This window comes from Actinomadura sp. 1N219 (genome assembly GCF_044326405.1).
GTDB lineage: Bacteria > Actinomycetota > Actinomycetes > Streptosporangiales > Streptosporangiaceae > Spirillospora.
Genome location: NZ_JBIRAY010000009.1, coordinates 29,580 through 42,774 on the forward strand (window position 1 = coordinate 29,580; position 13,195 = coordinate 42,774).

At 73.2% G+C, this 13,195-nt stretch carries 2 protein-coding genes (both only partly in view); both read right to left on the reverse strand.

Features of this window, described 5'->3' with window-relative positions; translation table 11 throughout:
* A protein-coding gene (locus tag ACH35V_RS25730) for a non-ribosomal peptide synthase/polyketide synthase (protein ID WP_395976284.1) crosses the window boundary here: on the reverse strand, positions 1-7,580 show its start. The gene continues 25,306 nt to the left of window position 1, outside the view; the window shows 7,580 of its 32,886 coding nt (coding positions 1-7,580); the start codon lies at positions 7,578-7,580; the stop codon falls past the left edge of the window.
* Positions 7,580-13,195, reverse strand: partial view of a non-ribosomal peptide synthase/polyketide synthase gene (locus tag ACH35V_RS25735; RefSeq protein ID WP_395975746.1) — the end only. The gene runs 36,072 nt beyond the window's last position; only the last 5,616 of its 41,688 coding nucleotides appear in the window; the start codon falls outside the window, past its right edge; it ends in the stop codon at positions 7,580-7,582. The genes ACH35V_RS25730 and ACH35V_RS25735 overlap by 1 nt, the downstream gene beginning before the upstream one ends.

The window sequence follows — 13,195 nt, forward strand, 5'->3', positions numbered from 1 at the left end:
ATCGCTGTACCCGCGCCGCCTGTGCGGAGTCCGGGCAGGTCGAGCGTGGCGCGGTCGTTGTTCTGAAGGGTCAGCATCACCTGGAACAGCGGGTGACGTGCCAGCGACCGTTCCGGGGTCAGTTCTTCTACAAGTCGTTCGAAGGGGACGTCCTGGTGCGCGAACGCGTCCAGGCTCGTCCGGCGAACCCTGGACAGCACATCCCGGAATTGCGGGTCGCCAGTCAGGTCGGTGCGGATCACCAGCGTGTTGATGAAGAAGCCGACCAGGTCGTCGAGGGCCTCGTCGGTGCGTCCCGCGACGGCGGTGCCGATCGGGATGTCAGTGCCGCCGCCCAGCCGCGACAGCGTGACGGCGAGCGCGGCCTGCAACACCATGAAGACCGTTACGCCTTCGGCCCGCGACAGCTCTGCCAACCGCTCGTGCACTTCAGCCGGCACCTGCAACGGCACAACATGACCGCGATGGCTCGCCGCTGCCGGACGCGAGCGGTCCACCGGCAGCGCCAGCTCCTCCGGTGCTCCGGCCAGAGTCCGCCGCCAGTACTCCACCTGCGCGGACAGCAGGCTCTCGGAATCGGACTCCTCGCCGAGCAGGTCGCGCTGCCACAGGGTGTAGTCGGCGTACTGGACGGGGAGCGGCTCCCAACCTGGAGCCTCACCACGTCCTCGCGCCGCATACGCGGTCGACAAATCGCGGCCCAGCGGACCACGCGACCATCCGTCGCCGGCAATGTGGTGTACGACGACGAGCAGGACCTGCTCGTCCGGTCCGGCCTGGAACAGCCACGCCCGGATCGGGATCTCAGCCGACAGATCGAACGCATACTGCGACGCCTGCCCCACCGCCTCCGGCAACTCCTCGGCCGCGACCTGGGAAACCTGCAGCTCCCAGTCCAAGTTCTGTGGATTGAGAACCTGCTGATACGGCTCGCCGTCCACCGTCGGGAAGACGGTGCGCAGCGACTCATGCCGGACGATCACGTCCCGCAACGCCGCACCCAGTGCGGTGACGTCCACGTCGCCTGACAACCGGACGGGCATCGGAATGTTGTAGGTCGGGCTTGGGCCTTCGAGCTGGGCCAGGAACCACAACCGCTGCTGAGCGAACGACAACGGCACCTGCTCCGGGCGCGTGACCGCCGGACGCAGCGGAGCACGGGTGTGGCCCGAGTCGTCGGCCAGACGGTCGGCGAGCCCGGCGACGGTGGGGGTGTCGAACAACGCCCGCAACGGCAACTCGACGCCCAGCGCGGTGCGGATGCGTGACACGAGCCGGGCGGCCAGCAGCGAATGCCCGCCCAACCGGAAGAAGTCATCGTCGACCCCGACCGTGTCCAGGCCGAGCACGTCGGCGAACAACCCGCACAAGATCTCTTCCGCCGCCGTGACCGGTCCCCGCCCGGTACCGGTGGCGTACTCCGGTGCCGGAAGCGCGCGCCGATCCACCTTCCCGTTGACCGTCAACGGGAACCGCTCCAGCACCACCACCGCAGACGGCACCAAATACCCCGGCAACCGCTCGCCCACCGACTCCAGCACCCGATTCGCCAGACCGTCCTCATCGGAGTGAGCGACGGTGATGTAGGCGACCAGGCGTTTGTCGCCCGGGACGTCTTCACGGACGATCACCTCCGCCTGCGCCACCTGCGGCAACGCGGTCAGGGCGGCGTGTACCTCACCCAGCTCGATCCGCATCCCGCGGACCTTCACCTGCGCATCCACCCGCCCCACAAACCGCACCACGCCATCGGAACCCCACATCACCCGATCCCCGGTCCGATACATCCGCTCCCCAGGCTCGAACGGACACGCCACAAACCGCTCCGCCGTAAACCCCGCCCGCCCCACATAACCCCGCGCCAACCCCGCACCCGTGGTGTACAACTCCCCGGGCACTCCGACCGGCACCGGCGCCAACGCGTCGTCCAGTACGTACACCCGGCTGCCGGTCACCGGGCCGCCCACCGGCACCCCCGCATCCAGTCCCGAACCATCCACCGGGTGGGTGGTGGTGAACACGGTGCACTCGGTCGGCCCGTACACGTTCGTCAACTCCACACCCGGCACCTCGGCCAGCACCCGCCGGCAATGCTCAGGGGACAGCACGTCACCGCCGGCCCACACCTGCCGCAGCCCGGCCAGCGCCGACACATCGGCGTCCACCACCTCGTGGAACAACCCCGCCGTCAACCACACGGTCGTCACCCCGAACGCCGACACCAACTCCCGCAGTTCAGCGGCCGACACCTCACTACGCTCCGCCGCCGCGACCGCGGCACCGTTGAGGAGCGCGCCCCACACCTCCAGGGTGGAGGCGTCAAACGACACCGACGCCAGCTGACTGACCACATCACCCGCACCCACCCGCACATGCGTGGCGACACGGTCGATCCCGCGATGCAGCACCACCGTGCCCTTGGGCACCCCCGTCGACCCCGACGTATAGATCACCTGCGCCGGATGCTCGGGCCGCAACACCCGCACCGGCGGATCCGCGGCGAAGGCGGCCAGCTGCTCGACCGTGCCCGGATCGTCCAGGATCACGATCGGGACGCCGGCATCGGCGAACACCGCTCGCTCGGCCTGTGTGGTGATCACGGCGGACACGGCGGCGTCCTGCAGCATGAACGCGATCCGCCTTGCCGGGTAGGCGGTATCGACGGGCACGTAGGCGCCACCGGCCTTCAGCACGCCCAGCCATGCCACCACCACATCGGCGCCACGCCCGGCGGCCACCGCGACCGTCGACTCCGGCCCCACCCCCAACCCCACCAGATACCCCGCCAGCCGATTCGCCGCCGCATCCAACTCAGCAAACGTCAACCTGACACCCGCACCGACCACCGCCACCGCGCTCGGAGCCGCCGCGGCCTGCGCCTCGAACCGGTCCGGAACCGTCCCCCAAACCCCATTCCCGCCCGTGTCATTCCAGTCGAGCAGCAGCCGGTCATGCTCCGCCGGATCCAGCACCGGGACCGCCGCCAACGCCGGATCGGGGCCGCCGCCCAGCACCCCCACCAGCGCGGACACCACGTTCGCGGCCGTCGTACACATCAACGCGCCAACCGTCTGCGCGTCGATGCCCGGCACCGCCAGCAGACTCACACTCAACCCGGCCGCGCCCAGATCATTCACCGACACCGTCAACGGATAATTCGTCCGCTCCTGCGCCACCACCGCGCGCACCCCCACCACCCGCTCAGCGGCGGCGTCTTGGCGCTCACCGTCGTTGCGGACGGTGATGTGCCGGTAATTGAACAACGAAGTGAACAACGGCGCACTACCCGCGATCCCGCTGGCCTGCTGCGCCACCACGAGTGGAGCGTGCTCATGCTCCAGCAGCGCCGCCAACTGCGCCCGCATCCCCTCCACCGCCGCCCGCACGCCGAGCTGCCCCGTCCGGACCCGCACCGGCAACGTGTTGATGAACGGCCCGACGACACGATCTGCGCCCTCACCTGCGTTCATACGGCCGAACAGCACCGTGCCGAACACCACGTCATCACGACCGGACAACACGGCCAGCACCCGCGACCACACCACATGCAACACCGTCGCCGGACTCACACCCAGCTGCTGGGACACGTCCCGTAACCCGAGTACGACCTCGTCGGCGATGGGCACCATGTGGGCTGCTACCTCGGTGCCGTCACCTTGCGCATCGAGGAGCCCATAAGGTGCGGTCGGCTCGGTCACATCACCGAGCAGGTCGGCGAAGAACCGTTCGTGCTCGGAACGGGGAACCTGCCGGGTCTGGGCCACGAAATTGCGGAACGGCAGCGCGTCCACTGGCGGCTCGGAACGTCCGGCCAGCAACGCCCGCAGCTCCTGCATCAACACGTCCATGCCCAGGTGGTCCTGCACCAGGTGATGCATCCGCACCAAACCCAACCACCGGCCATCGCCTACCTCGGCCACGTGCAGATCCATCAGCGGCGCACGGTCCAGATCCATCGCCGAGCCGACTTCGGTCAGCAATGCGCCCGCCGGATCAGCGGAACCCATGTCGAGGGTGTGCTCGACCATGCGGAGCATCGCGTGCCGCCACACCACCTGAACCGGCTCCGGCAGCCCCTCCCACACCACGCCCGTGCGGTAGATGTCGTGCCGGTCCACCACTCGCTGCACCGCGCCCGCGAACTCCTCCAACCGCGTCCGCGAGTCGAACTCCACCACCCGCATCGCCACGTACGCGTCCACGCCACCATCGGCCAGGAGATGGTGGAACAGCAGCCCCTCCTGGAGCGGTGCCAACGGATAGATGTCCGCCACGTTCGCCGCGCCGCCATCGACCGCAGCCGTCACCCGGTCGATCTCAACCTGCGACAGCTCCACCAGCGGCAGCATCCCCGGCGTGATCTCCCGCGCACCCGCCGGGATCAGGTTCTCCGGGACCTCCACCGGTGCCGCGCCCGCCGCCCGCGCCAGCCCGGCCGGGGTCGGCGACTCGAACAGGGCGCGTACCGAGACCGATATGCCGTGCGTCCGCAACCGCTCCACCAGCGAAACCGCGAGCAGCGAATGCCCGCCCAGCCGGAAGAAGTCGTCCTCGACGCCGACCGAGTCCAGGCCGAGGACCTGGGCGAACGCCGCGCAGAGGATCTCTTCCTGGACCGTGGTCGGTCCTCGTCCCGTCCGGGTGCCGGAGCCGTAGTCGGGGACGGGCAGCGCCCCGCGATCCAGCTTCCCGTTCACCGTCAGCGGCAACTCCGGCAGCGCCACGACGGCGGCCGGGACCATGTACTCCGGCAGCCGTGCCGCCACGGCGTCGCGCAGAACGTCCACGTCCACGTCCACGTCGACGTCGGTGGCGACGACGTAGGCGACCAGCCGCCTGTCTCCGGGGACGTCTTCCCGCGCGACGACCGCGGCCTGGGCGACGTCCGGGTGGTCCCGCAGGACGGTCTCGATCTCGCCCGGTTCGATGCGGAACCCGCGAACCTTGACCTGCTCGTCCGCGCGGCCGGCGAAGACCAGCCGCCCGTCGGGCGTCCACCTCGCGAGATCTCCGGTGCGGTACATCCGCTCCCCGGGCGACGCGCCGAACGGGCATGCGACGAAGCGTTCACCCGTCAATGCCGCACGTCCCACATAGCCGCGGGCCACCCCGGCCCCGGCGGCGTACAGCTCGCCGGTCACACCCGCCGGGACGGGGGCGAGCCTGTCGTCCAGGACGAACAGTCGCGCGTTGGCGATCGGCGTGCCGATCGTCGGGACGTCGCCCGCCGTCAGCGGGTCCGACATCGACGCGCACACCGTGAACTCCGTCGGGCCGTACGCGTTGATCATGAGCCGGCCGGGGGCCCAGCGTTCCACCAGGCCCGCGTCTAATGCCTCGCCGGCCGACACCAGGGTCCGCACGGGGGCCAGGTCGCCGGTGTCGAGCGCGCCGAGCACTGCGGGCGGCAGCGTGGCGTGCGTCACCCCGTGTCCGGTGATCACGTCCGCCAGGCCGGCGCCGGGTAGCAGGTCGTCCGCCGGAGCGACCACGAGGGCCGCGCCCGTGCAGAGCGTGACCGCGACCTCCGACACCGCCGCGTCGAAGGCCGCCGACGCGAACTGCAGGACGCGCGAGGCCGTGTCCACCTGGAACCGTTCCGCCTGCGCGTACACCAGGTTCACGACGCCCGCGTGCGTGACCGCGACGCCCTTCGGCTTGCCCGTCGAACCCGACGTGTAGATCACATACGCGAGCCCCGACGAATTCGGTGCTGCAGCGGACGGCGGTGTGTCCGGGTTGGCCGCCAGCGCGGTGGCGACCGTCGGGTCGTCCATCGCCACCATCGGGATTCGGCCCGCCGGCAGGTCGTCCAGGGCTTCGGCGGTTCCGACGACGAGTCGCGCCGCGCTGTCGGCCAGCATGAACGCGACCCGGTCCACCGGCGTCCGGCCGTCGATCGGCAGGTATGCGGCCCCGGCCTTCCACACGGCCAGGATCGCCGTGACCAGGTCGGCGCCGCGCGGCGCGCACAGCCCGACCACCGATTCGGGGCCGACGCCCATGCCGCGCAGGTGGTGCGCCAGGCGGTTCGCCGCCGCGTCGAGGCGTCCGTAGGAGATCTCGACGCCGTCGCCCACGATCGCCGGCGCGTCCGGGGCGGTGGCCGCGTGCCGCTCGAACAGGTCCACCACCGTCGCGGCCGGGACGTCCGCGGCCGTGTCGTTCCAGGCGTGGAGGAGTCGGTCCCGCTCCCCGTCGTCCAGGACGTCGATCGCGTGCAGCCGGACGCCGGGATCCGCGGTCACCGTCTCCAGCAGGCGGATCCAGCGGCGGGCGATCGCCTCGACCGAGGCCAGGTCGAACAGGTCGGCGGCGGCCGTCACCGATCCGCGCAGCCCGGCCGGGCGGCCCGTCTCGTCGAACGCCTCGCCCACGACCACGTCGATGTCGAACTTCACCGGCACGGTCGCCGGGCGGTGGGTGGCCGCGGCCCCGCCGCGGGCGTGCACGTCGGGCAGGTCGAGCGCCGAGCGCCTCGTGTTCTGCACGGTCAGCGCCACCTGGAACAGGGGGCTGCGGCTCAGCGACCTGGCGGGGGCGAGTTCCTCGACGACGCGCTCGAACGGCACGTCCTGGTGTTCGAGGGCGTCCAGGGTCGTCTCCCGCACGCGGGCGAGGACGTCCCGGAACGCGGGGTCGCCGGACAGGTCCGTCCGGACGACCAGGGTGTTGACGAAGAAGCCGACCAGGTCGTTCATCGCCTCGTCGGTGCGGCCGGCGACCCCGGCGCCGATCGGGACGTCGGCGCCCGCGCCGAGGCGGTGCAGGAGCACCGCCAGCGCGGCCTGCAGCACCATGAACGGGGTGGCGCCCTCCGCCTGGGCCAGGTCGGCGAGCCGCCGGTGCAGCGCGGCCGGCGTCTCCAGAGGGACCCAGTGCCCGCGGTGGGTGGCGACCGCCGGGCGGGGCCGGTCCGCCGGGAGCGGCAGTTCCGCCGGCGCGCCGGACAGCTGCCGGCGCCAGTAGCCGAGCTGCGCCGACTGGAGGCTGTCGGGATCGTCGGCCTCGCCGAGGAGTTCCCGCTGCCACAGCGCGTAGTCCGCGTACTGGACGGGCAGCGGCTCCCAACCGGGGGCGTCGCCGCGCAGGCGGGCCGCGTAGGCGGCGGACACGTCGCGGGCGAGCGGCGCCATCGACCAGCCGTCGCCGGCGATGTGGTGCACCAGGACCACGAGGAGGCTTTCCTCCCCTTCGGCTCCGGGCTCGGTCTCAGAGTCGGGCTCGGTCTGGAAGAGCCAGGCGCGGATCGGGGGCTCGGCCGACAGGTCGAACGTGTACCACGCGGCCTCTTCGGCGGCCGAGGCCAGTTCGCCGGACGGGACGCGCCGCACCCGCAGCTCCCAGTCGTCCAGCTCTCCCGGCTCCAGGATGTGCTGGTACGGTTCGCCGCCGTCGACCAGGAAGAGGGTGCGCAGCGACTCGTGCCGGACGATCACGTCCCGCAGCGCCGCGTCCAGCGCCGCGACGTCCAGGTCCCCGGAGAGCGAGACCACCAGCGGAAGGTTGTAGGTCGGGCTCGGCCCTTCCAGCTGGTTCAGGAACCACAGCCGCCGCTGCGCGAACGACAACGGAATCATCACTGATTCTCCTTACGCATCGGACGTAGTGCGGGACGGGCCGGCCTCCGGCCGCCGGGCGGTGCGCCCAGCCGCGCGGCGAGCCGCGCCGGTGTCGGCGCCTCGAAGAGGGTCCGGATCTTGACTTCCGCGCCGAGCCCGGCCCTGATGCGGGCGAGCAGCCGGATCGCGAGCAGGGAATGGCCGCCCAGGTCGAAGAAGCTGTCGTCCACCTGGACGGTGTCGCGTTCGAGCACCTCGGCGAAGATCTCGCAGAGGGCCGCCTCGTTCGCGTCGGCCGGTTCGCGGGCGGCGGCCTCGCCCGTCCCGCGCCCGGGGGCGGGCAGCGCGTTGCGGTCCAGCTTCCCGTTGCCGGTCAGCGGCAGCTCGGCCAGCGCGACGACGGCCGTCGGCACCATGTACTCCGGCAGCAGCCGCGCGAGGTGCTCCCGGACGCCCTCGACGGCTGCGCCGGCGTCCGCCGGGACGATGTAGGCGACCAGCCGCCGCTCGCCGGGCGTGTCCTCCCGGGCGATCACGGCCGCCCGCCCCACTCCGGGGCAGGCGCGCAGCACGGCCTCGATCTCGGCGGGCTCGACCCGGTATCCGCGGATCTTGACCTGCTCGTCCGCCCGGCCGACGAAGACGAGCTGCCCGTCGGGCGTCCATCTGACGAGGTCGCCCGTCCGGTACATGCGCTCGCCGGACCTGAACGGGCAGGCGACGAACCGCTGCCCGGTCAGCCCGGGACGGTTCACGTAGCCGCGCGCGAGCGGGGCGCCGGCGGCGTAGAGCTCGCCGACGACGCCGGGCGGCACCGGGCCGAGACCGTCGTCCAGGACGTAGACGCAGGTGTTGGCGATGGGCGCGCCGATCGGCACCGTGCCCTCGTCGGCCCGGCCGGCGGTCAGCTCGGCGGTGGTGATCCCGATCGTGGTCTCCGTCGGCCCGTAGTGGTTGTGGACGGGACGCTCCCCGGCCGCCCGCACCAGTTCGCCGACCCACGCCGCGGGCGCCGCCTCCCCGCCGAGCACGATGGACCGTCCGGGGACGATCCGCCGGGTCCCGGCCGCGGCGGTCAGCGCGGCCAGGTGCGAGGGCACCGCCTTGACGTGGTCGATGCGCCGCTCGTCCAGGTAGTCCGCGACCGCTTCGGCGTCGGTCACGGCGTCCTCGTCCAGGACGTGGAGCTGCCCGCCCGTGGCGAGGCTGGTGAACACCGCCGTGTTCCCGAGGTCCGTCACCTGCGGCTGCAGCAGCGCGTAGCGCGCGCCCGCGCCGGACCAGCCGAGGCGGGACGAGACCGACGCGACGTAGTTGGCCACCGATCCATGCGTGACCGCGACGCCCTTCGGCTCCCCCGTCGACCCGGACGTGTAGATCACGTACGCCAGCCCGGACGGCGGCGCAGTGACCGGCGGCGCGGTGACCGGGTGCCCGGGCGGTTCAAGCAGGTCGTCGTCCAGGGCGAGGAGCGGTATGTCCGGGAGGGCCGCGGCCAGGTCGCCGGGCACGGGTCCGGCGGTCAGCAGGAGCCGCGCTCCGCTGTCGGCGAGCATGAAGCCGATCCGCTCCGGCGGCGTCCGGGGGTCGAGGGGGAGGTAGCCGGCCCCGGCCTTCCAGGCGGCCAGGATCGCGGTGATCGTCTGCGCGCCGCGCGGCAGGCACAGGCCGATCACCGACTCCGGACCGGCGCCCAGGCCGCGCAGGCGGTGCGCGAGGCGGTTCGCCGCCGCGTCCAGCCGGGCGTAGGTCAGTTCCGTCCCGTCGGCGACCACCGCGACCGACTCGGGCGCGGAGCGGGCCCACCCCTCGAACAGCTCGACGACGGTCGCGTCCGTCCCCGATCCCGCGGCCGTGTCGTTCCACTCGTGCAGGACGAGGTCGCGCTCGCGGTCGTCGAGGACGTCCACGGCGTGCAGCGGCACGTCCGGCGCCGCGGTGACCGTCTCCAGGACGCGCAGGAACCGGCCCGCCATCGTCCCGGCGGACGGCGCGTCGAACAGGTCCGCCGACACCGTCACGTCGCCGCGCAGACCGGCGGGACGGCCCCGCTCGTCGTGCACCTCCCGGATCGTCACGAAGAAGTCGTACCTGCCGGGGGCCGCGACGGCGTCGCCGACGGCGGACCCGCCGCTTCCCGCGCGCAGGCCGGGGAGGTCCAGTCCGGCGCGCTCGTTGTTGTGCAGCGTCAGCATCACCTGGAACAGCGGATGGCGCGCCAGCGACCTCGACGGCGCCAGCTCCTCGACGAGCCGCTCGAACGGGACGTCCTGGTGCGCGAGCGCGCCCAGGGTCGCCTCCCGCACCCGTCGCAGGACCCGCCGGAACTCCGGGTCGCCCGACAGGTCGGTGCGGATGACGAGGGTGTTGATGAAGAGGCCGACCAGGTCGTCGAGCGCCTCGTCGGCGCGGCCCGCGACCGGGGACCCGATCGGGACGTCTGTGCCCGCGCCGAGCCGTGACAGCGTCACCGCCAGCGCCGCCTGCAGCACCATGAACGCCGTCACGCCCTCGGCCCGCGCCAGCTCCGCCAGCCGCTGGTGCACCTCGGCCGGCACCTGGATCGGCACGCGGTGCGCGCCGTGCCCGGCCGTGGCCGGGCGGGGACGGTCTGCGGGCAGCGCCAGTTCCTCGGGCGCCCCGGCGAGGGTGCGCCGCCAGTAGCCGACCTGCGCCGACAGCAGGCTGTCCGGGTCGGACTCGTCGCCCAGCAGGTCGCGCTGCCACAACGCGTAGTCGGCGTATTGGACGGGCAACGGCTCCCAGCCGGGGGCCGTGCCCTGGACGCGTGCCGCGTAGGCCGCCGACAGGTCCCGGCCGAACGGGCCCATGGACCATCCGTCGCCGGCGATGTGGTGCATCACCACCGCGAGCACGTTCTCATCGGCGTCGGTCTGGAACAGCCAGGCCCGGATCGGCGCCTCGGCGGACAGGTCGAACGCGTGCCGCGCCGCCTCCGCCACCGCTCCGGCGAGCTCACCGGCCTGGACGCGCCGTACCCGCAGCTCCCAGTCCAGTTCGTCCGGGTCGAGGATCCGCTGGCAGGGCTCGCCGTCGTCGGAGGCGGCGACGACGGTGCGCAGCGACTCGTGCCGGACGATCACGTCCCGCAGCGCCGCGTCGAGGGCGGCGGCGTCCACGTCCCCGGTCAGCCGGACCGTCACCGGCAGGTTGTAGGTCGGGCCGGGGCCCTCCAGCTCGTCCAGGAACCACAGCCTCCGCTGCGCGAACGACAGCGGCACCCGCTCCGGACGCGTCCCCGCCCGCAGCGCCGGGCGACCCCGGCCCACACCGTCCCGGCCCACGCCGTCCCGGCCCACGCCGTCCCGGTCCACGCCGTTCTGGTGTGGGCCTTCCTCGTCGAGCCGCGCCGCCAGGCCCGCGACCGTTGGCGCCTCGAACAGCGTCCGCAGCGGCACCTCGACGCCCAGCACCGTCCGGATCCGGGACGTCAGCCGGACCGCGAGCAGCGAATGCCCGCCCAGGTCGAAGAAGCCGTCGTCCGCCCCGACCGAGTCGAGCCCGAGCACGTCGGCGAACACGCCGCACAGCAGTTCCTCGTGCACCGTCGCCGGGCCTCGGCCCTCGCCCGCGGCGTACTCCGGCGCCGGCAGCGCCCGGCGGTCCAGCTTCCCGTTCGCCGTCAGCGGCAGCACGGCCAGCGGGACCACCGCGGCCGGCACCATGTACTCCGGCAGCCACCGCGCCGCGAACTCCCGCAACGCGCCCGCATCGAATATGCCGCCCGCGTCCGCGCTGCCGCCGTCGGCGTCCACGGGGACGTCGCGGTCGGCTTCCGCGGGGACGTCGCGGTCGGCTTCCGCGGGGACGACGTAGGCGACGAGGCGCGTGTCCCCGGGGCGGTCCTCGCGCGCGACGACCACCGCCCGTTCCACGCCGGGGTGCCGTGCGAGCGCGGCCTCGATCTCGCCCGGCTCGATCCGGAACCCGCGGAGCTTGACCTGCTCGTCCACCCGGCCGTTGAACGCCAGCCGCCCGTCCGCCGTCCAGGTGACGAGGTCGCCGGTGCGGTACATCCGCGTCCCGGCCGGGCCGAACGGGCACGCCACGAACCGCTCCCCGGTCAGCCCGGGCCGGCGCAGGTAGCCGCGGGCCAGCCCGCGGCCGGCGATGTACAGCTCCCCGGCCACGCCCGGCGGGACCGGCCGCAACCCGGCGTCCAGCACATAGACCTGCGTGTTGGCGATCGGACGCCCGATCGGCGGCGCCGCGGCCTGACCGGGCCGCCCGGACTCCCCCGCCTGCTCGGACTCCGCCGCCCGCCCGGCGTCCACCGGCTCGAGCGTGGACCAGATCGTGGTCTCCGTCGGCCCGTACACGTTGAGGACGCCGGCGGCCGCCCGCGCCAGCGCGTCCGCCAGGTCGCCCGGCAGCGCCTCGCCGCCGACGAGGACGCGCGCCCCGCCCAGCTCCGGCGCGGCCCGGCCGCCGGCGAGCACCGACCGCCACAGGCTCGGCGTGGCCTGGACGACGCTCACCCCGGCGTCCGCGACCGTCCGGCCGAGGGCGACCGGGTCGTGGACGAGCTCCGGCCCGGCGAGCACGACGACGGCGCCCTCGACGAGCGGCAGGAACAGCTCCAGCCCGGCGATGTCGAATCCCACGGTGGTCAGCGCCAGCAGCCGGTCACCGGCCCGCAGCGCGACATGCTCCCGCATCCCGGCGAGCAGGTTCGCCAGCGCCGCCCGCGGGACCACCACCCCCTTCGGACGTCCCGTGGACCCGGACGTGAAGATCACGTAGCTGGGGTGGTCGTCCGCCACCGGAGCGTGCCGGTCCGCGTCGGTCACGTCCGCGGCCGGGCGCTCGGCGATCGCCGCGGCCGTGTCCGGGTCGTCCACGATCACCGCCATCCCGGCGGACGGCAGGAGACCGGCCAACTGCGCCGAGGGACCGGACAGCTCCGCCGAGGTCACCATCGCGACCGGGGCCGTTTCGGCGATCATGAACGCGAGGCGCTCGGCCGGGTAACCGGCGTCCACCGGCAGGTACGCCGCACCAGACTTCGCCACTGCCAGCAGCGCCACCAGCAGGTCCGCCGAGCGGGCCAGCGCCACCGCGACGAACCGCTCCGGCCCCGCTCCCCGCTCGATCAGCCATCGGGCCAGCCGGTTCGCCCGCGCGTTCAGCTCCCCGTAGGTCAGTTCGACCTCGCCCGCCAGCACCGCCGTCGCGTCCGGCGCGTCCGCCGCCCACCGCTCGAACAGCTCCGGGACGCTCCGGCCTCCCGGCACGGGCAGCGCGGTGTCATTCCAGCGGCGCAGCAACAGGTCGCGCTCGTCGGGGTCGAGCACGTCCACCGCGTGGACGGCGATGTCCGGAGCGGCGGTCACGCTCTCCAGCACCCGGACGAAGCACGCCGCGACCCTGGCGGCCGTCGCCGGATCGAACAGGTCCGCCGCCACCGTCACCGCGCCCCGCAGCCCCGCCGGACGCCCCCCGTCGTCGAAGGTCTCCGACAGGGCCACGTCCAGGTCGAACCGCGCGACCGCCGCCGCCGGAGCCGCCCCGTCCTGGCCGGACGGCGCGGTGTTCACCGCGGGCAGATCCAGCGTCACGCGGTCGGTGCTCGCCACGTCCAGCATCACCTGGAACAGCGGATGCCGCGCCAT